Genomic DNA, 20,552 nt, shown 5'->3' with positions numbered 1-20,552 from the left:
AGCCGAAGACAGCGCATGATCCAATATCTCAATCAGGGCATCAATGGCCTGTCGGACATCGTATTCACGCAGGTTTCGCTCTTCGGCATCTCGATCGAGATCGTGGTGCTGTGGCTGGCGGTGCCGATGCTGTTCTTCACCGCCTATCTCGGCTTCGTGAACCTGCGGCACCTGGGCACCGGGTTCGCGATCATCCGGGGACGGCTGGGCGCGCCGGACGAGCCCGGACAGATCAGCCAGTTCTCCGCGCTCACCACCGCTCTGTCCGCCACCGTAGGCCTCGGCAATATCGCGGGCGTCGCCATCGCGCTGACGGTGGGCGGCCCCGGCGCGGTGTTCTGGATGTTCTGCATCGGCTGGTTCGCCATGACGCTGAAATGCGCCGAAGTGACGCTGGGCCTCATCTACCGCGAGGTGGATGCAAACGGAGAGGTGCGCGGCGGGCCGATGTATTCGATGAAAAACGGGCTGAAGGGCCGCGGCTGGGGCAAGACCGGCCTCATCATGGGCGGCGTCTACGCGGTCTGCGCGCTGATGGGCGCGATCCCGCTCATTCAGGTGAACCAGAGCTTTGTGGCGGTGGCCGACGTCTTCGGTTTCGCGCAGACCGACGGCAACGCCTGGATCTACGGCATTATCATGGCCGCGATGGTGGGCCTGGTGGTGGCGGGCGGCGTAGGCTGGCTGAGCCGCGTCACATCGCTCGTGGTGCCGGCCATGGGCGGCGTCTATCTGCTCGGCGTCTTCGCGATCCTGATCATGGGATATGAGCGGATTCCCGAAGCGCTGGCGCTGATCGTCGGCGATGCCTTTACCGGGCAGGCCGCGGCAGGCGGCGCCATCGGCGCATTCGTCATCGGCATGCGCCGCGCGGTGTATTCGTCGGAGGCCGGCATCGGCAGCGCGGTGATGGCGCACGCACAGGCCCGCACGAAGGAGCCTGCGTCCGAAGGGCTGGTGGCGCTGATCGAACCGTTTATCGACACGGTCGTCATCTGCTCGCTCGGCGCGCTCGCCATGGTGGTGGCGGGCACCTACACGCAGGATCTGGAGGGCATCCAGGTGACCGTCGCCGCCTTTGCCACCGTCGCGCCCTGGCTGGTGTATCTGCTCGCGGTCGCGGTGTTCCTGTTCGGCTATTCCACGCTCTGCTCCTGGGGTTTCTACGGGCAGCAGGCCTGGGGATATCTGTTCGGCCATTCCGCCGCAGCGCGGCGCATCTACAAGTTCATCTACATCGCCGCACTGCCCGTCGGCGCGGTGCTGGACCTGGGGCAAGTGGTGAAGCTGATCGACAGCGCCTTCATTCTGATGGCCCTTCCGAACATTCTTGCGTTGTATCTGTTCGCACCGGAAATCAGGCGTGAGGTGAAAGGCTATCTCGCGCGCAGGAAAGGACAGCATCATGAAGACGCGCACGCTCGGACCGCAGAACAACCCGCTTGAGGTGTCCTCCCTCGGCCTCGGCTGCATGCCGATGGCGGGCGTGGGGCGGAATATGTATGGCGAGGCGGACCGCAAGGAGAGCTTCGCCACGATCGACCGCGCGATCGAGCTTGGGGTCACCTTCTTCGACACGGCGGAAGTCTACGGTCCCTACAAGAACGAAGAACTGCTGGGCGAGGCAATCCGGGGGCGGCGCGAGCGGCTGGTGATCGCCACCAAATTCGGGTTCGATATTCAGGACGGTGAGACCAAGGGCACCGATAGCCGCCCCGAAAATGTGCGCGCCGCGTGCGAAGGCTGCCTGAAGCGCCTCGGTATCGAGACGATCGACCTGTTTTATCAGCACCGCGTCGATCCCAATGTGCCGATCGAGGATACGGTGGGCGCGATGGCGCGGCTGATCGAAGAGGGCAAGGTTCGCCATCTCGGCCTGTCCGAAGCGGGCGCGGACACCATTCGCCGCGCGCACGCCACGCATCCGATTACGGCGCTGCAGAGCGAATATTCGCTGTGGGAGCGCACGATCGAGGACGAAATCCTGCCGCTGGTGCAAGATCTTGGCATCGGTTTCGTGCCCTACAGCCCGCTCGGCCGTCGTTTCCTGACGGGCCAGATCAAGCGGTTCGAGGATTTGCCGGAGGGCGATTATCGCCGCAACGATCCGCGCTATCAGGGCGAGAATTTCCAGAAGAACCTGGAAATGGTCGAAGTCGTCGAAACGGTGGCCCGCCGCCACAAGCGCTCCGCCGCGCAGGTCGCGCTTGCATGGCTGCTGCACCAAGGCGATTTCATCGTTCCGATCCCGGGATCGAAGCGCCGCGCCACGCTGGAGGATTCGATGGCCGCCGCGGACCTCAAGCTGACGCGCGAGGATCTGGACGACCTCGACGCCGCCGCCCCTGTCGGCGGCACCGCCGGCCCGCGCTATGGCGAGCGGATGATGAGCATGGTGCGGCGGTAACGCTCACCCAAAAAATGCGTGAGCCCTGAGCCTGTCGAAGGGCGTCTGCCCGGATAGCGCGACCGTGCCGGAGAAGCGTCCTCCGACAGGCTCAGGACTACGGCATTGGGTGCACCCGGGCGCTTCAAAAAAAACCGCCCTTCGACAGGCTCAGGGCTTGCGGAAACGGTCGATGCGCAACCTCACAGCCACCGAAAAACCCCCGCGCCCATGATCCCGAACCAGCGGTGGCCGTACATCGCCAGCAGCCACAGCAGCGTGCCGCCGATCAGTGCGGTGGCGCCCGGCATCGCGAAACCACGCGCAAAGGGGAAGTAGCTGGTGCGTGCGACCCAGCTGCGCCAGGCATCGCCCAGCAGCCGCTTCTTCTTCCCGTCCTGCAGCGCCGCGCCAACAAGTGCGAGGACAATGATGGCGCCGTTCAGCACGAAGTTCGCGGGCCGCGGCGCGATCAGGATGTGGACGATCCCCCACAAAGCGATGCCCCACATCATCGGGTGGCGCGTGATGGCGAAGACGCCCTTGGGCCCCCGCCCCCCTGCCTCGCCTGCAATCACATAAGGGAAAGCCGGATTGCCGAGCAGCGATCCGACGAACAGAACCGATCCGAACCACATCAGCACGGTGGCAGCGGCCCACAGCGGATCGCCCGCCGCCCACGCCGCCTCGCCCGGCGGCACGGCATTATAGGCCTGGATCATCCAGATCAGTGTGACGATCGAGACCGCCGAATAAGCGCCGAGGAAGAAGAAATTGCCGAGCAGCCGCACCATCGGTGCGCGCAGCGGATGGCTCATCAGGAAATGGGTGCCGACGAAGGCGATGGCGGCGATGAGGAGCGTGGTCATTGTATCAGTCTCCTCATCGCATTTATCCTTCGATCAGTGGTCGTAAGCCTTGGGCAACACGCCTTCCTGCGGGTTGCGATAGCGTTCGCGCAGACGCGCCTGACGGTTGTCGAGCGACTGTTCGACGCCGTCGATCCAGACGCGCTCGGGCGTCGAACTCAGCTCCAGCGGATCGCCGGACCACAGGACGACATCGCCCGCAGCACCAGCACGCAGATGGCCCATGCGGTCGCCCACGCCCATAATGTCGGCAACATCGCCGCTGATGGCCGCGAACGCTTCATCCCAGGTCAGGCCCGTGGCGCCCGGCACCTTTTGCAGGCCGACGAGGTTGCCCGCATATTGCGGGGCGTAGCGCAGCTGATGCGCATCCTCATCATCGATCATGCCGATCGCTACTTTCACGCCGGCATCGCGCATCCGCCCGACATTGGACTGCGTGGCCGCCAGCTTCTCGAACGAAGCGGGCAGATCATTGAGCGCCGAGGCGATAACGGGCACGCCCGATGCGGCGATGCGATCCGCCACGCGCCAGCCTTCGCTCGCGCCCACGAGCACGAGCTTCAGGTTCGCAAATTCGCGCTTCAGGTCCAGCACTCGCAGGATATCGTTGGCGCTTTCGACATGCACCAGCAGCGGCTGGGTGCCGCGCACCACCGGCACCAGTGCGGCGGCATCGAAGCGGGTGAGCAGTACGTCCTGCGGCCGCTCGGCATTGCTTTCCAGCATGCGCAGGTCAGGCGAGACGCTGGACAGCGATTGTCCTTCCACAGGGGCGCTGCCGCCGCCACGAATGTTCGCGCGGTTACCGAAATCGCGCGCCTCGCGCAGCGCGTTGCGGAACAGCGCATGCGTCGCTGCGCGGCTGCCGCCGGCCTCGCGCGCACCGGCCTCGCCCATCTCGGCGAACTGGAAGGCGCGCGGCACGGTGACCGCGTCATAATCGTCGCCCAGGTCCACGAGCGCGCCCTGTCCGGCAAAGATGCTGGTGGCGCTGGCGGGCGAGACGACCGCTCGGGTGACCCCGGCGGCGCGGCTGACACCGAAAGCGGTGCTCGTCGGGTTGATCGCCGGCGCAACGTCGATCGAGGCGTTGAACGGCGAATCATTGGCGCGGGTATCGTTGGTGGAAGAGACCGCATCCACCTCCGACAGGCCGACGCGGCTGAATCCTGCGAACAGGCCCGGCGTCACATATTTGCCGCCCGCATCGATCGTCTCCGCGCCTGCGGGCACGGCGACGCCGGTGCCGGCCGCCACGATGCGCCCGTCGCGGATCACCACAGTGGCACCGTCGACCGGCGCGCTGCCGTCTCCAGCCACCATCTTCGCGTTGGTGATGGCATAGGTCTGGGCGGCAAGCGGCGACGCTGTGGCGAGCAAAGCAGCGGCGATCGCGGCGGCTTTGGCCATGAACGGGCGGCTCATTTCACGTCTCCCGATCCGGGCTGACCGAGTTCGAAATCGCTCACCGGACGGCGCGATGGATCGTCCGCATCGTAGAGGAGCGCGCCGTCGACCCACACCTTTTCCGGACGCGAATAGACGCTGAGGGGGTTGCCGTTCCACAGCACTACATCGGCCATCTTGCCGGGCTTCAGACTGCCGGTCATCTCCTCGATGCCCAGCGCCTTGGCAGCGTTGTAGGTGAGCCAGCGGATCGCGGTGGCGTCCGATATGTCGATACCCATGCGCCGTCCATCGGCAAGCGCCTTGGCTGCTTCCTGGTTCAGGCGCTGGATGCCGTTTTCATCATCCGAGTGGATGATGACGCAGGCGTTCGAATTCTGCAGCAGCGCCGCGTTCTCGGGAATCGCGTCATAGGCTTCCATCTTGAAGCCCCACCAATCCGCCCAGACCGCGGAGCAAATGTCGTTATCGCGCAGAATATCGGCGATCTTGTAGCTTTCGACCGCGTGATGGAAGGCGGTGACCTTGTAGCCCGCTTCCTTGGCCATATCGATCACCTGCGCCATCTCATCGGCGCGGTAGCAATGGTTGTGCACCAAGATCTCGCCGTCGAGAACGCCGGTCAGCGTTTCCTTGGCGAGATCATATTTATGATCCTTGTTCGCACGGTATCCGCGCGCATCGGCCCACATCTGCCGGTCCACCGCCAGATTGCCCATGCGGGTAGAGGGCTTGCGACCGCGGCTGCCGTAGACGCGCTTGGGGTTTTCCCCGCAGGCCATCTTGAAGCCATAGGGCGCGCCCGGGAACTTCATGCCCTGCACGGTGCGCGAATAGACGTTTTTCAGCGTCACCGAACGCCCGCCGACCAGGTTCGCCGAACCGGGCAGGATCTGCAGCGAGGTGATGCCACCATTGGCCATGGCCCGGCTGAAACCGGGGTCCTGCGGCCAGACGCTATGTTCGGCCCAAACATCGGGGGTAAGCGGATCGGTGGCTTCGTTCCCGTCCGAATGCGCTTCGACGCTAGGACTAGGATAGACGCCAAGATGGCTGTGCACGTCGATGATGCCCGGCGTCACGAACTTGCCCGTCCCGTCGATCTCGATCGCCCCGGCAGGCGCGGCCATATCGCCTGCGCCGACGCCAACGATCTCTCCGCCGCTCATGACGATGGAGGCGTTGTCGATCCGCGCGCCCTCACCGTCGAATAGCGTGACGTTTCGCACCACTGTCGGCGAGGACGGGTATGCGCGGTAGGTGGAGGCGAAGGGCGCCTCCCCTTCGGCAAGCGCGGTGGGCCGCTGCTCCGCGCTTGTGCCCGATGCCGTTGCCGGACCGTTACCGGCCGCGGCGCAGCCCCCCAGAGCGAGCAGCAACGTGCCCGCGAGCCCCCAATTTTTCACCCCTGCTTACCCCTTATCAGTCGCGTGTGGTCGGATGGATACCGGCGGCCTGCGGCTCTCCGGCTTCACCCTGACCTTCCAAATCATCGCCGACATCATCGTCACGCAGCGTGTCGAGATGCATCAGCTTCTTCACCAGCGGATTGACCAGCACCACAACGACACCGATGCCAATCGCCGTCAGTCCCATCGTCCAGTACAGGCCGAGCGCGCCCTCACGCGTGATCTCGCCGCCTTCGCCCTCACCCATGATCGAGCCAAGGAAGCCCGCGACGTAGTTGCCGCCCGCCGTACCGAAGAAGAAGGCCGCCATCATCAGGCTGGCCATATGACGAACCGACAGACGGTTCATGGCCGACAAGCCAACCGGCGACAGGCTGAGCTCCCCCGTCGTCGAAAGCAGATAGAACAGGAAGATGAATACCACCGGCACCAGCGCGCTGCCCGCGGCATTGGCGCCCAGCACCAGCACCACGAAAGCCAGACCCATCTGAATGATACCCAGGCCCATCTTGGCCGGGGTTGCCGGCTCCCAGCCGCGCCGTCCCAGCCACTGCCAAAGCGCAGCGAAGACCGGGCCGAGCAGGATGATGTAGATCGGGTTGATCGACTGGAACAGCGACGTCGGCACACCCGCACGATCGACATAGCGATCGGTGAACAGGTTCACCGAACCGCCCGCCTGTTCGAACAGGCCCCAAAAGACCGGCATCAGCAGGATGAAGAAAATCATCGCAAACACCCGGTCACGAGCATGGTTCGTCGACTTGCGCGCCTCACCGATGCAAGCCGCTGCAACCAGACCAAGACCAACGACGGCCGCAATGCCCGCAACCGTATCCGTGCCCTCCTGGATAATCATCCAGGCGGCCATCGCCAGTAGCACGCCGAAGCCCGCATAGAATAGCGAACGGGTGGAGCCATTGCTGACCTGCCCGTTCTCGTCCTTGAGATGATACAGTGCCTGCTGAAGCACATAGGCCAGCAGCATGATCCCGGAGACCAGCAAGATCCAACCCACGGCGTCCTGGAACTGGATCAGCGCCCAGATGATCGCGACACCGACGAAACCGGCGAGGTACAGGAACCATTCCAGGTTCAAGCCCACGACCTTCGACTTCAGACGCGAAGGCACGGGCGGTTCGCCATTGCCCAGCAGAAGCGGCTTGCCGATCACGAACACGATCAGGCCCAGCAGCATGCCGATGCCTGCAGCACCAAAGCCGTAGGACCAGCCGATCGTCTCGCCGAGATAACCCGCGATGATCGTGCCGATCGCGGCGCCGACATTAATGCCCATGTAGAAAATGGTGTAGGCGCCATCGCGGCGGATGTCGGTGCGCGGATAAAGCTGCCCGACGATCACCGAGATGTTGGCTTTCAGGAAGCCCGAGCCGACGATGATGAAGGCCAGCGCCAGCCAGAAGACGTTGATCGCGGGATTGTTCTGATAGCCTGCGCCCGCATCGCCTTCGAAGGCCATGAAGAAATGGCCGATCGTAAGCAGTACCGCGCCGAAAAGCACCGCCTTGCGCTGCCCGAGATAACGGTCGGCCAGCCAGCCGCCGAGGACGGGGGTGATGTAAACCAGGCTGGTATAGGCGCCATAGATAATGGTCGCCTGCCCATCTGAGTAAAGCCAGTGCTTGACGAGATAGAGCGTCAGCAGCGCCCGCATGCCGTAATAGGAGAAACGCTCCCACATTTCGGCGAAGAAGAGAACGTACAGACCCTTTGGATGGCCTGCAAATTCCTTCTTGGGTTGTGTGACGGCGTACGCGCCAATCGCCAGAAAAACGATCAGAGCGAGGGAACCGCATGCCGCGATCCAGTCACTCTCGTTCCACAATCCGACAGCTTTGAAACCCACTCCGAACCCCTCTTCCAATCAAACACACCCGTCTGCGCGCGGGCCATATGGCGGCGCAACCTAACGCAAAAATTGCGGCTGTGAAGAACATTGTTGCCGAAACGTTACCGCGCGCCCACCTTGGGCCCATGACCTTCAACGATCTTTCCAGCCCGCTCAAATACTTGACCACGCGCCGCTCGGCCAAGCCACGCGAGATGGCGGGCAAGCGTCCGGACACTGCCGAAATGCGCGAATTTGCAGCGATCGCCGCGCGCTCGCCCGATCACGGCAAGCTGGCACCGTGGCGCTTTACGATCGTGCCGGACGAGGCTCGCCCCGCCTTCCGCGCGCTGTTGGACCGCGCCTTCCGCACCGCCAATCCGGACGCGCGCGATGCCTCCGTGGAGGCGGCTTGCCAGATGGCCGATTACGACGCAGCGATCATGGTCGCCAGCTTCGCGCCGGTCGAAAGTGCTAAAATCCCCCGCTGGGAACAGGAACTGAGCTGCGGCGCGGCGGTGATGAACCTGTGCCACGCCGCCAATGCCAGTGGCTATGTCAGCGGCTGGATCACCGGCTGGGCGAGCACCGATCCGCTGGTGACCGAAGTCTTCGCGCCCCAGGGCGGAAAGATCGCGGGAATCCTGTTCTTGGGGTCGCCCGGCACGGAAATGGAAGAACGGCCGCGGCCCGCATTGGACGATGTGGTGAGCGTCTGGGAGGGATAAGCCCCTTTTGAACAACAGCACCGTTCGTACTGAGCCTGTCGAAATACTGTTCTTCTCGGCGCGCGATGGAGAAGAAAGGGCGGGGCTTCGACAGGTTCAGCCCGAACGGACGGCGATTCGGGCTTCTAATAGACCGCTGTAATGCGCGGGCTGCATCACCCGCGCCCTTGACCCGCCCTACTGTCTTATGGCACTGATCCAGTCATGCCCGATTCCCAGAAACCCGTCTATCTTCGCCTGCGCGATGTGATTGCCGCATCAATTCTCGATGGTACTTACCGGGACGGCGATGCCCTTCCCTCCGTGCGCAGCTTCGCCGCGGACCAGGGCGCCAATCCGCTGACTGTCGCCAAGGCTTATCAGACGTTTCAGGACCAGGATCTGGTCGAGGTGAAGCGCGGGATCGGCTTGTTCGTGGCGGATGGCGCGCGCGAAAAGCTGCGGCAGATCGAGCGGGCACGGTTTCTCAGCGAAACCTGGCCGCCGGTGAAAGCGCAGATGGACCTGCTCGACATCGATTTTGCGGACCTCAGCGAGAACGCCTAGTCCTTGCGCAGCGCCGCTTCGGCCATTGTCAGATGGCGGCGGGCGAGCGGATTGTCCGGCAACATCGCCACCGCTTTTTTCAGAATCTCGCGCGCTTCCTCGTGCTCGCCCGCCTGCAGCGCCACATAGCCGTAGATGTGTACGACTTCGGGATTGCCCGGCTGCACGCGATAGGCTCGGCGGGCCTGGTCCAGCGCCGCGTCCGCTCGCCCTGCGCCCGATAAGGCACGCGCATATCCCGCGTGCAGCATGGCATCATTGGGGCCGATCACGGCAATCAGATCGCGATAGAGCGCAGCGGCAGCTTCGTTTGCGCCTGCCGCCAGATAGGTCTCTGCCAGAAGGCGGCGCGCCGGAAGGCTGGCGGGATTTGCTTGCAGGAAGCGCACGAGCACCCCCAGCGCGGCGTCTTCGTCCCCCACGGCGCGGGCCATGGCTACCATGCGCTGCATCAGCGATGGGCTGAAATCCAGCGCGGCGGCGCGGCCATAAGCGGCCATCGCGCCGCGCGCATCGCCTTGCTCCGCCAACACATCGCCCAGCAGGATCTGCGCGTCCGCCACCCCCGGGTTGCGCTCGGCGAGTGTCTGGGCAACCGATCGTGCGCCAGCAAAGTCGCCTGCGGCGATCCGTGCTCTGACATCCGCCGCCGGTCCTGCGCCGGATCCTGGCAGTACCGCCGCGCCCGAACCCGGCACCTGCGCGCGGTTCAGCATTGCCATTGCCGCATCGCGATTCCCAAGCGCTTCGAAGCTGCGCGCGAGCACCCATTCGCCATAGCTGCCCGTATCGCTCGCAGCATCGACGGGCAGCATCTGCGCCGCCCCGGCCGCATCGCCGGCGCGATAGAGCGCGCGCGCCGCCAGCGCTGCCGCGGTTCGATTGAGTGGCTGCATCTCGGCCAGTCGCCCCCAATATTCTGCGGCCAGCAGATCGTTTTCGAGGCCATATTCCACGCTGCCGCTCAGCAGCAGCATCGCCGGGACGGTGTTCATCTGCCCGTCGGTCAGACCGATCAGGCGCTTCGCAAGCCCAAATTCATGCGCGCGCGCCGCGATCACCGCCTGCATGAAATAGCCGTTCGGATTGCCCGGCTGCAGCGCCACGATACGGCGCGCCACGGCCAGCATCTCCCGGTGCCGACCCAGATCGCCGAGCGTCGCGCCATAAGCTTCCAGCAGCGCGATATCGTCCGGACTTGCGCGCAGCCCCTGCTCGAACCAGGGCAGCGCTGCGGCCAGACCGAACTGCGCGCGCACGGTTTCACCGCACAGGCCCAGCGCACCGGCATTACGGCCATCGATGGCAACCGCGCGCTCCGCCGCATCCGCCGCCCCCGCTATGTCGCGCCGCGCCAGCCGGAAGCGGCCGATATCGGTCCACAATTCGGCGCCCGGATCGCCCAGCGCCAGAGCCCGGTCGAACGCGGCACGCGCCGAGTCTGCATTCCCAAGGTCCTGATAGGTGCGACCGGCGTAGCGGGCCGCCTCCGCGCGATGTTCAGGCGCGATGTCGGCGGCTTCCAGCTGACTGAGCGCCTCATCATAGCGGCGCTGCTGCCGATAGGTCTCGCCCAGCAAATGCCGGAGCTGTGCGGGGCTGGCGCCAAGATCGATCGCCTTGCGCAAGGCGGCATCGGCGCTGTCCGGGTCCGCCAGACGCAGGCTTATTTCGGCAAGCGCGACGCGCGCGGGTGCCCAGTCCGGATCTTTCTGCACCGCGTTGAGCAGTTCCACCCGCGCCGCGCGATCATTCTGCGCGGCAGCGAAGCGTTCTGCCGCAGCCAGAGAGTTTTGCGCGGGTGAGTTTTCATCCTGCGCCGCCAACGGCAAACCGATCGCCAGCAGCGATGCAGCGCATAGTGCCGTGGCCCAGCGTCGAAGAACCCTCCGCTCAGGTCTGCAATTCATATTGCTTCAGCAGATCATAAAGCGTGGGACGGCTGATGCCGAGCAGCTTCGCCGCGCCGGAAATATTGCCGCCGGTGCGGGCGATGGCGCGGCGTATCGCCTTGCGGTCGGCAATCTCTCGCACGGCTTTCAGATTGATCGCCTCCCGGTCGTCATCATCGTCCGGCGCATCGAGATCGAGATCGGCGGCGCGGATGTTCTTGCCATCCGCCATGATGACCGCGCGTTTCATGCGGTTTTCCAGCTCACGAACATTGCCCGGCCAGCCATGCGCCTCCAGCGCGGCGATGGCATCGGGCGCAAAGCCGCTGACGCGCGCGTTCATCTCGGCGGCGAACCGGCCAAGGAAATGCTTCGCGAGCAGCGCAGCGTCGCCGGTCCGCTCGGACAGAGCGGGGATCGGCACCACGATCTCGGCGAGGCGGTAATAAAGGTCCTCGCGGAACGTCTCCTCCGCGATCATCGCCGCCAGGTCGCGGTGCGTGGCGGTGAGGATGCGCACATCGACCGGGATCGCGCGGCGTCCGCCGACCCGCTCGATCACCCGCTCCTGCACGAACCGGAGCAGTTTTACCTGCAGCGGCAGCGGAATATCGCCGACCTCGTCCAGGAACAGCGTTCCGCCCTCGGCCAGCTCGATCTTACCCTCGACCGTCTTCAGTGCCCCGGTAAACGCCCCCTTTTCATGGCCGAACAATTCCGCCTCGAGCAGTGTTTCGGGGATCGCGGCGCAGTTGATCGCGACAAACGGTCCATCCGCACGGTCGCTCGCGGCATGAACGCCTTTGGCGAGCAGTTCCTTGCCCGTTCCGCTGGCACCTTGCAGCATGACGGACACCTGCGTCGCCGCCACGCGCTCCAGCGTGCGCAACGTCTTGGCCATTTCGGGCGCGGCGGTGATGATGCTGGAAAACGCTCCCGCGCCTTGCGGTCCGGCTTCGCTCAACCGGCGATTTTCGCGCTCCAGCGCGCCGACATGAAAGGCGCGGGCCACGATCAGCTGCAGCTCCTCGATATCGACGGGCTTCTGATAGAAGTCCCACGCCCCGCCCGCGATGGCGGACTGCGCGCTTTCGCGGCGGCCATGGCCGGAGGCGACGACCACCTTGAGATCGGGCTTCAGTCGCAGCATTTCGGCCAGCGTCGCGAAACCTTCGCTGGTGCCGTCCGGATCGGGCGGCAGGCCCAGGTCCAGCGTCGCCACGGGCGGCTCTTCGGAGCGCAGCAGTGCAATCGCTTCGGCGCGGTTGCCCGCGGCCAGCACGTCCCAATCCTCATAGGCCCATTTCAGCTGCCGCTGGAGACCCTCGTCATCCTCGATCACGAGCAGCTTGGGTTTCGTTTCGGCCATTACGCGGCTTCCTTTCGGATTTGGCCCGGCGCGGCGGGCAGGCTAACGGTGAAGACCGATCCCTCGCCAGCGCGGCTGGTGGCAGTGACATCGCCGCCCATGGCGCGGGCCAGCGTGCGCGCCTCATAGACGCCGATGCCAAAACCGTCCTGCTTGCTGGACTGGAAGGGACGGAACAGGGAGTCGGCCAGGAATGCCTCATCCATCCCGCATCCCTGATCGATCAGATCGAGCCGCACGGTTTCGCCATCACTGCGGCTGCAAAAGCGGATCGGCGCGCCGGGGCGGCTCGCCTCGACTGCATTGGTAAGAAGGTGAATAAGGATCGTGCGCAGCCGATCGGGATCGGCCGAAACAGCAAGACCGCGCTCGACCTCGTCCAACTCCACCGGATTGCGCCCGCCCGCGGCCGGCACGACGTCACGCACCACATCGCTCAGCAGCACGGGCCGCCGCGCCGCCGGGGCGAGCGCGCCCTTGCCGTCCAGGCGCGCGAGCAGTTCCTGCATCTTGGCGGAGGAGCCCTTCAGCGTCGCGATCATATCCGCGCGAAAATCCGGGTTTTCCGCATGTCGCTCGGCATTGCGGGCCAACAGCGCAAGCTGGCTGACCACATTCTTGATATCGTGCATGACGAAGGCGAAGCGGCGGTTGAACTCCTCGAACTGGCGCGCCTCGACCAGCCGCGCCTGCCCCTCCGCTTCAGCCAGATAGCTCGCCGCCTGACGGCCTGCGACGCGCAGAATATCGAAATCCTCCCAATCCAGCGAACGCGCGATCGGTGGCCGCCCGAGCAGAGCGAGCCCGACCAGCCGATCGAGATGAACGAGCGGCACGATCGCGAAGAGCCATACCGACCCCGACAGGCCAGGCGGCAACCAGCTGGCGGGAAACAGCGCATCACTGCCATCGCGGATCGCATCGCAATCGGCGATAAACCCGCGCTGTTCGAACAGATCGAGCGCGTCTTCCGCCCAGGACCCGGTTATTTCCTCTTCGCATTTCCAACGCCCGCCGATGCGGAACGAGGCCGTGCCGGTACGCAGTAAAACCATCCCGCCCGATGCGCCCAGCACGTCGGCCAGCGCCTTGGCGACCCGCGCGCCGAGGGTCATGCCTTCTCCGTCCGGCCTGCCCACGGTGTCGGCGAACCGCACCCACTGCTCGCGATAATCATAACGGTGGCGGAAAAAATGCTTGGCCAGCACCACTTTCAGCGTTGCGCGCAAGCGATCCGACGGGATGGAGGGCAGCGCCGCCAGCGAGAGCAGGAACAGCATCACCGCCGCCGCGGCGCCCGAACTGCGATCGACCGCAAGGGCCACGATCACGACAACCCCGAGATAAAGCGCGATCAGCCCGATCGATGCAAAGCGAAAGGCGGCCTGGTGCGATAGGGCAAAGCGCCATCGCCGGCTGTCGCGCAGTGCGAGCGCCAGCACCGGTGCCATCAGCGCAATCGCTATACCGCGCGCAGGCAGCAACAGGCCCGGGCCGTAATCGGGCAGCACTGCGAAGAAATACAGCCCCAGATCATAGGTCCACATCGCCGCAAGCGTGGCCAGCGCCAGCGCCATGCCCTCCTGCCGCCGCGCCTCCGCCAGATGATAGAGGTTGTGGACCAGCACCAGCGCGCCGATCGCGAACAGCATGCGCAGCGATGCCTCAACCGGGCCGATAGGCTCATCACGTAGCGCGTCCCAGATACCGAGGCCCATCAGGATGTAGAGCAGCACGCCCATCAGCGCTCCCACCGTGGCGGGGCCTTTGCCGGTGCGGCGGAAGATGGCGTAGAGAAAGGCCAGCCAGCCCGCATTGCGCAGCGTTTCTGCAAGCGATGCGGTGACCGATGCAGGGCCGGCCAGCGCCGCCGCCACGCCCCATGCCGCCGTCAGCAGAAGCGCTGCAACCAGCGTCTTGTCCGCGGTGCGCCTGATGGCGGTACGGCGCACCAGCCAGATCGCCAGCGCGAAAAAGGCAAAGGCGCAGAGACCAGCGCTCCAGAAACCGAAATCGTTCATCGCGGCGATGGGCGCGACGGCATCCTCATCGCGCACCGTCCGGCCAGAGCACCACCCGCAGCGTCTGCAACAGGATCAACAGATCGAGGAAGGGCGTGTAATTCTTGGCGTAATAAAGATCATATTCCAGCTTGTGCCGCGCATCTTCCACGCTGGCGCCATAAGGATAGTTGATCTGCGCCCAGCCGGTGATGCCGGGCTTCACCATGTGGCGCTCCGCATAATAAGGCATCTCCTTCTCCAGATCGGAGACAAATTCGGGGCGCTCGGGCCGTGGACCGACGAAGCTCATTTCACCTTTCAGCACGCTCCAGGCCTGGGGAAGTTCGTCGATCCGGACCTTGCGGATGAAGCGGCCTACGCGGGTGATGCGCGGATCGTTCTCGCTGGCCCAGATGGCTTTACCGCCCGCTTCGGCATCGGTCCGCATCGAGCGGAGTTTCAGGATCTGGAAGTCCTCTCCAAAACGGCCGACACGCGTCTGACGGAAAAACGCAGGCCCCTTGCTTTCCAGTTTCACGAGCAGCGCGAAGAACAAGATGATCGGCCCGGTCAGCAGCAGCAAAAGACCGCTCGCCAGCATGTCAAAACAGCGCTTGGCGATTGTGGAAATGCGCCGCCCTGCAGAGAAACCGTCGGAGAAGATGAGCCAGCTGGGGTTTACACTGTCGAGATCGACGCGCCCGGTCTCGCGCTCCAGAAAGGTGGAGAGGTCATTCACATGCACGCCGGTGGTCTTGATACGCAGCAGATCGTCGAGCGGCAGCGCGTTGCGGCGCTCCTCCAGCGCCAGCACCACTTCGCTCGCGTTCATGCGGACCACGAATTTCTTGAGGTTGCGGATCGCGCCGCGGGCGATGGCCTCCTCCACGATCTGCTCGCCCTCGCTCATCGCGATATAGCTGACGACGGTGAAGCCGCTTCCGGGCCGCTCTTCCAGCATGCGGATACGGTCTGCGCGTTTGCCCGCACCCAGCACGATCATGCGCCGCTTGAACGCCTCTCCGCCGATAAGACTACCGAGCGCGACGCGGCTGACAAATATGAAGAGGAAGGAAATGACCATCGCGTAGAGCGAGATCGATCGCCACAATGTGATGCCCGGAAAGGCAAAGGCGAGCAGCGCCAGAAGAATGATGCCGAGTGATACCGCGACTAGCCAGCGTGCGGTGGCGAAGCGGACAGATTGCAGCGCCTGCGGACTGTATACGCCGACCGAAACCGCCGCGAGTTCCAGCGCCACGCCGAAGCTGATAAGCGAATCGACCCGGTCGCCGATATGGCTCAGTTCCATGCCGATCTGCTGTGCACGGATCATCCAGCCGACCTCCGCCGCGGCGATCAGCAGCAGAAAATCGATCAGCCCCAGGAACAGGACTGCATGGGGCACATAATGTTTGAACAGCCTGATCACGGAAAGCGACGAACCCTTTTATGGTTCGTGCACCCTACAGGCGCAGGCGTGAAATGTCGGTTAACTTTACAGGTCTGTCACGCATTCCGACAGCTGTTGGGGCGGGCAAAGAACCCGCCCCAGGGCAATTTTAATTGTTGAGATTGTCTGCCGCGTCCTTGGCGGCATCGCCGACATTCTTGGCCGCATCGCTCACATCGCTGGCGGCCGAGCTGATGGCATCATTCTTGGCGGTTTCGCTATTGCTCATCTGCATCAGGAAATAACCGCCCACGACCAGCGCGATAAGCAAGATCGCTCCGATGAGGATGCCGCTGCCACCGCCGCGTCGCGGCTCGGCCCCGTCACGCTCGATCACGGTGGTGGTGTGGGTGGAACCGTCTTCAAACCGCTCGGTACGACGTTCTTCGGTAGTCATAATCGAAACCCTCTCGACCATTAATCCAGCCTGCCAAACTGACGAATCAGCATAAAGGTTCCGCAGGTGAAACGACCGCCACCAGTCCCCCGGCTTGCAGACCTCAACCGATCCTTAAGCGGAGCGCGTTAAGCAGACGCGCATGAACCGAAATATCAAACTGCTTGGCGGAGTGATCGGATTTGCGATGATCGTAGCGCTGGTCTTGCCATCGGGCGAGGAGGCGGCACCAGATCCGGCCCCTGCCGTAACGAGTGCTGCGCCCGCTCCAGCCGCCGCGCCCGCTCAGCCCACGGTTCGCATGACAGCCGAAATGCCGACCGATTTCACGATGAACAACAATGGCACGTTCGGCGAACCGACCGGCATCGACGGCTCACCGATCGGAAGCCAGCTAAGCCCTGCGCCAGCGCTGGCGCCCTCACCCTCCCCTGCACCCGGCCCCGTGATGGGCCCCCCGCCCCCACCACCGGCAGCAAGTGCTGCGAGAGGCGATAGCGCCCCGCCGCCGCAAATTGATCCGCCGAAGCCTGGACCCAAGGTCGATCGGTCCACGCCGAGCTGAGGCAGCATCTTTCGTTAGGGATCCTGGGCTAAGGGGCCCAGCAAGAGAGGAAGCCGAGATGGATTGCGCAACAATCACCATTGTTTCTCCGACGGATGATCGCTGGAGACAGCTCATCCGCGGTGACCTGATGCCCAAATATGAATGCCTTGCTTTGCGGATCCTGATGATCCGCCTGCGCAGCGATTATCAGCAGGATGAAGCCTCGATCGACGATCTGGCGGCCGAGCTCCACCAGTTTTTCACCAAGAACATCCGCTTTGCCGCAGCCGATTACCAGGCCATCTTCCACGGAGAACGCGCATGAACGCCTTGAAAGCCGATCGATCGCTGTTCGGCGTGGAGGCGGTCGCGCGCATGATCGAAAGCGGGGCCACGCTGCTCCTGGCGGCTGAAGAAGCGCTGCTCGATCAGCTACCGCGCGGCAACTGGATCGCGGGGACCATCCCCTATTTCATGAGCGCCGAACAAGGCGGCGTGGAGGATCACGAACGCATTTTCGTGACCCGCCTGCCAGAGCAGGCGCGCGTCCATCGGCAAGAACTGATGGACGGCGAGGCCCTGCCTTCCTTCGCGCAATCGGGGCCGGACAACGGCTTCACCCTGCTCTACCTTCCTTCACAGAGCGACGTGCATGGGATGTTCGCCTTGCATGGTCAGACCTGGCCCGGCCTGTTCGATCGTCCGGTGGTGGGTTGGGTCGCCGGAACCACGCTGGACCGCGTCGGACTGGACACCGCAAAGGTCTATGACGGCGCAAGCGGCACGAAATCCGATACGCATGCGGCGGTGATGCACATCGCTTTGCCGGATCACGCATGGGCTGCGGTGGACACCGTCAATCTGTTCGAACAGGGGGATGGCGATGCGATCCATTTCGACACGCTCGGCTTCACTGCCGGGGAGGCCCGGATCAACGGGCAGAAACGCCGCCTGATCGACTATATCGAAGAGCATGGCATCGATACGCGCCTGCCGCTGGTCGCGGACTATAACGGCGCGAAGATCAACGTCGCGACCGCGCGGATCATCAAAGAAGAGGGCACGCTGGAATTCTTCGCGCCTGTCTTCCCTGGCATTACCTATCGCTTCGCCAAGCCGATCGGCGATTATCCGGCGCTGTTCGAGGAAAAGGTGGCGAAGATGGACCGCCCGCCCAGTTTCAGCTGCAACTGCATCCTGAATTACAACTATGCCGATCTGGAGGGTCGCCACACCGCCGGGATCACCGGACCGATGTCTTTCGGGGAGATCGCCTATGTTCTGCTCACTCAGGCCGTGGTCTATCTGACCATCGAGGGGCTCTAGCTCCTCCGCAAAAAGGCCCGCCCCCCAATGTAGGGAGCGGGCCAGTCTGAGGGAAATCTCCGGCGATCAGTTCAGATCGAACCGATCCGCGTTCATCACCTTGGTCCAGGCCTTGATGAAGTCATTCACGAACTTCTGTTCGTTGCCGTTTTCGGCATAGACTTCCGCGATCGCGCGCAGCTGCGAGTTCGAACCGAAGATCAGATCGGTGCGCGTGGCGCGCCACTTTTCCTCGTCCGTCTCGCGGTCGGAGCCGATGAACTCCTCATCGCCGCTCTCGTCGACCACCTTCCAGGCAGTCTTCATGTCGAGCAGGTTGACGAAGAAGTCGTTGGTCAGCTGGCCCACACGGTCCGTGAACACGCCGTGCTTGCTGCCGCCCTGGTTCGCACCCAGCACGCGCAGGCCGCCGATCAGCACCGTCATTTCCGGCGCCGACAGACCGAGCAGCTGGGCCCGATCGAGCATCAACTCTTCGGTCTTCACGCTCATCTTGGTCGACAGATAGTTGCGGAAACCGTCCGCCTTGGGCTCGAGCGGCTCGAAGCTTTCGGCATCGGTCTGCTCGTCGGTCGCATCGCCGCGGCCGCCGTGGAACGGCACGCTGACGTCGAAACCGGCATCCTTCGCCGCCTTCTCGACCGCCGCGGTGCCCGCCAGCACGATGGCATCGGCCATGGAAAGGCTGCCGCGCAGCTCGTCGATCTTGGCGAGCGTGTTCGAAAGCTCGCTCGGATCGTTGACCGCCCAGTCCTTCTGCGGAGCCAGCCGGACGCGGGCACCATTGGCACCGCCGCGATGGTCCGACTTGCGATAGGTGGACGCGGACGCCCAAGCGGCGCGAACGAGTTCGGATACCGAAAGGCCACTGTCCAGGATCTTCGACTTGAAGTCCGAGACATCGCCGTCCGCGGGCGTGCTGCTGGCGGGAATCGGATCCTGCCAGATCAGATCTTCCGACGGCACTTCCGGCCCATGATAGCGGACCTTCGGCCCCATATCGCGGTGGGTCAGCTTGAACCATGCGCGGGCAAAGGCATCTGCGAAATAGTCCGGATCGGCCCGAAATTTCTCCATGATCTTGCGATATTCCGGATCGACCTTCATCGCCATGTCGGCGGTGGTCATCATCGTCGGCACCTTCTTGCCCTCGCGATGGGCATCGGGGGCCTGCGTTTCTTCCGGATTGCCCTTGGGCTGCCACTGCTGCGCACCTGCGGGGCTCTTCACCAGTTCATATTCGTGATCGAGCAGATTGTCGAAATAGCCCATGTCCCACTGGATCGGCGTCGGCGTCCATGCACCTTCGAGGCCGGAGGTAATGGTGTGCTCGCCCATGCCGCTCTCGAACCCGCTGGTCCAGCCGAGGCCCTGGAAGGCGACGTCCGCACCCTCCGGCTCCGCGCCGACCAGGCTGGCATCGCCCGCGCCATGACACTTGCCGAACGTATGACCGCCGGCGGTCAGCGCGACGGTTTCCTCATCGTTCATCGCCATGCGCGCAAAGGTTTCGCGGATATCGCGGGCAGAGCCCATCGGATCGGGCTCACCGCCCGGGCCTTCGGGATTGACGTAGATGAGGCCCATCTGGATCGCCGCGAGCGGGTCTTCCAGCGCCATTTCCTTGTCGGGCTGGATGCGCGTTTCGGCGCCCGTGTTCACCCACTCTTCTTCGGTGCCCCAATAGACGTCCGTCTCGGGCTCGAACACGTCCTTGCGGCCGCCGCCGAAGCCGAACACCGGGCCGCCCATGGATTCGATCGCGACATTGCCGGTCAGGATCAGCAGATCGGCCCAGCTGATATGCTTGCCATACTTCTGCTTGATCGGCCACAGCAGGCGCCGCGCCTTGTCCAGATTGGCGTTGTCCGGCCAGCTGTTGAGCGGCGCAAAGCGCTGCTGACCGCTATTGGAGCCGCCGCGGCCGTCCGCGGTGCGATAAGTGCCCGCAGCGTGCCAAGCCATGCGGATGAAGAACGGACCATAATGGCCGTAATCCGCCGGCCACCAGGGCTGGCTGTCGGTCATCAGTGCATGAAGGTCCTTCTTCAGCGCATCATAATCGAGCTGCTTGAAAGCTTCGACATAATCGAAGTCTTCACCCATCGGATCGGGCGACTTGCCGCCCTGATGCAGGATTTCCAGCTGCAGCGCGTCCGGCCACCAATCGCGGTTCTGCCGTCCCAGCAACCCGCGAACACCGCCATCACCGTGAAAGGGGCATCCGCCGCCGCTCATCTCGCCTGTCTTCATATCCATGGGAATATTCCTCTCTGCTTTTCGCTCAGTTATGATCCTTTATAGGTCGCGCCATTGATCGAATGAAACGATATGGCTTTGTCAGACAGAGTGATCGGATCGATTGATA

At 63.9% G+C, this 20,552-nt stretch carries 17 protein-coding genes; 7 read left to right on the top strand and 10 right to left on the bottom strand.

From position 1 onward, the window contains the following. Nucleotides 1-15: 15 nt before the first annotated feature. Both H7X45_RS01270 and H7X45_RS01265 read left to right on the top strand, forming a co-directional pair. Nucleotides 16-1,446, top strand: a complete 1,431-nt coding sequence (locus H7X45_RS01270) for an alanine/glycine:cation symporter family protein (RefSeq protein WP_187335775.1) — start codon at nucleotides 16-18, stop codon at nucleotides 1,444-1,446. Beyond that, nucleotides 1,406-2,407, top strand: a complete 1,002-nt coding sequence (locus H7X45_RS01265; RefSeq protein WP_187335774.1) for an aldo/keto reductase — start codon at nucleotides 1,406-1,408, stop codon at nucleotides 2,405-2,407. The genes H7X45_RS01270 and H7X45_RS01265 overlap by 41 nt, the downstream gene beginning before the upstream one ends. A gap of 182 nt (nucleotides 2,408-2,589) precedes the next feature. On the opposite strand, the gene H7X45_RS01260 is transcribed toward H7X45_RS01265, so the two are convergent. The 4 genes from H7X45_RS01260 to H7X45_RS01245 are packed head-to-tail and all read right to left on the bottom strand — an operon-like array spanning nucleotide 2,590 to nucleotide 7,941. Then, nucleotides 2,590-3,255 (bottom strand): NnrU family protein, encoded by a 666-nt coding sequence (locus tag H7X45_RS01260; protein ID WP_187335773.1) that lies wholly within the window; start codon nucleotides 3,253-3,255, stop codon nucleotides 2,590-2,592. 33 nt (nucleotides 3,256-3,288) lie between these two features. After that, a complete protein-coding gene (locus H7X45_RS01255; RefSeq protein WP_246449539.1) occupies nucleotides 3,289-4,683 on the bottom strand; it encodes an amidohydrolase family protein in 1,395 nt (464 codons plus the stop codon). Beyond that, entirely contained in the window at nucleotides 4,680-6,071 is a 1,392-nt protein-coding gene (locus H7X45_RS01250; protein WP_187335772.1) for an amidohydrolase, read from the bottom strand. Before H7X45_RS01250 ends, H7X45_RS01255 begins: the two co-directional genes overlap by 4 nt. Nucleotides 6,072-6,087: 16 nt before the next feature. Next, nucleotides 6,088-7,941, bottom strand: a complete 1,854-nt coding sequence (locus H7X45_RS01245) for a peptide MFS transporter (protein ID WP_214645510.1) — start codon at nucleotides 7,939-7,941, stop codon at nucleotides 6,088-6,090. 128 nt (nucleotides 7,942-8,069) lie between these two features. Here H7X45_RS01245 and H7X45_RS01240 point away from each other — a divergent pair, with 128 nt between their 5' ends. Beyond that, a complete protein-coding gene (locus H7X45_RS01240; protein WP_187335771.1) occupies nucleotides 8,070-8,651 on the top strand; it encodes a nitroreductase family protein in 582 nt (193 codons plus the stop codon). A 204-nt stretch (nucleotides 8,652-8,855) separates the two neighbouring features. After that, nucleotides 8,856-9,197, top strand: coding sequence for a GntR family transcriptional regulator (locus H7X45_RS01235; RefSeq protein WP_187335770.1), 342 nt, complete (start codon nucleotides 8,856-8,858; stop codon nucleotides 9,195-9,197). Here the strand turns inward: H7X45_RS01235 and H7X45_RS01230 are convergent. The 5 genes from H7X45_RS01230 to H7X45_RS01210 all read right to left on the bottom strand — a co-directional run bounded on the left by H7X45_RS01230 (nucleotide 9,194) and on the right by H7X45_RS01210 (nucleotide 16,311). Next, entirely contained in the window at nucleotides 9,194-11,107 is a 1,914-nt protein-coding gene (locus tag H7X45_RS01230) for a tetratricopeptide repeat protein (RefSeq protein ID WP_214645509.1), read from the bottom strand. The two genes, H7X45_RS01235 and H7X45_RS01230, sit on opposite strands and share 4 nt — an antisense overlap. Continuing rightward, a complete protein-coding gene (gene prsR, locus H7X45_RS01225; RefSeq protein WP_187335768.1) occupies nucleotides 11,091-12,458 on the bottom strand; it encodes a PEP-CTERM-box response regulator transcription factor in 1,368 nt (455 codons plus the stop codon). The genes H7X45_RS01230 and prsR overlap by 17 nt, the downstream gene beginning before the upstream one ends. Beyond that, nucleotides 12,458-14,515 (bottom strand): XrtA/PEP-CTERM system histidine kinase PrsK, encoded by a 2,058-nt coding sequence (gene prsK, locus H7X45_RS01220; RefSeq protein ID WP_187335767.1) that lies wholly within the window; start codon nucleotides 14,513-14,515, stop codon nucleotides 12,458-12,460. The genes prsR and prsK overlap by 1 nt, the downstream gene beginning before the upstream one ends. Beyond that, nucleotides 14,505-15,893, bottom strand: a complete 1,389-nt coding sequence (locus tag H7X45_RS01215; protein ID WP_187335766.1) for a TIGR03013 family XrtA/PEP-CTERM system glycosyltransferase — start codon at nucleotides 15,891-15,893, stop codon at nucleotides 14,505-14,507. Before H7X45_RS01215 ends, prsK begins: the two co-directional genes overlap by 11 nt. A 130-nt stretch (nucleotides 15,894-16,023) precedes the next feature. Next, on the bottom strand, nucleotides 16,024-16,311 hold the full coding sequence (locus H7X45_RS01210) for a hypothetical protein (protein WP_187335765.1): 288 nt from the start codon (nucleotides 16,309-16,311) through the stop codon (nucleotides 16,024-16,026). 142 nt (nucleotides 16,312-16,453) lie between these two features. Between H7X45_RS01210 and H7X45_RS01205 the strand changes: the two genes are divergently transcribed. From H7X45_RS01205 to H7X45_RS01195, 3 genes are read left to right on the top strand one after another with little or no spacing between them, the layout of a single operon-like run. After that, a complete protein-coding gene (locus H7X45_RS01205; RefSeq protein ID WP_187335764.1) occupies nucleotides 16,454-16,876 on the top strand; it encodes a hypothetical protein in 423 nt (140 codons plus the stop codon). 58 nt (nucleotides 16,877-16,934) lie between these two features. Then, complete coding sequence (locus H7X45_RS01200; RefSeq protein ID WP_187335763.1) at nucleotides 16,935-17,183, top strand: hypothetical protein; 249 nt, start codon at nucleotides 16,935-16,937, stop codon at nucleotides 17,181-17,183. Continuing rightward, nucleotides 17,180-18,184, top strand: coding sequence for a DUF6976 family protein (locus H7X45_RS01195; RefSeq protein WP_187335762.1), 1,005 nt, complete (start codon nucleotides 17,180-17,182; stop codon nucleotides 18,182-18,184). Before H7X45_RS01200 ends, H7X45_RS01195 begins: the two co-directional genes overlap by 4 nt. Nucleotides 18,185-18,250: 66 nt before the next feature. On the opposite strand, the gene katG is transcribed toward H7X45_RS01195, so the two are convergent. Beyond that, nucleotides 18,251-20,443, bottom strand: a complete 2,193-nt coding sequence (gene katG / locus H7X45_RS01190; RefSeq protein WP_187335761.1) for a catalase/peroxidase HPI — start codon at nucleotides 20,441-20,443, stop codon at nucleotides 18,251-18,253. Nucleotides 20,444-20,552: the final 109 nt, after the last annotated feature.

This window comes from Novosphingopyxis iocasae, assembly GCF_014334095.1.
In the GTDB taxonomy this organism is placed as follows: domain Bacteria; phylum Pseudomonadota; class Alphaproteobacteria; order Sphingomonadales; family Sphingomonadaceae; genus Novosphingopyxis; species Novosphingopyxis iocasae.
This window is presented reverse-complemented; position numbering and strand designations above follow the sequence as displayed.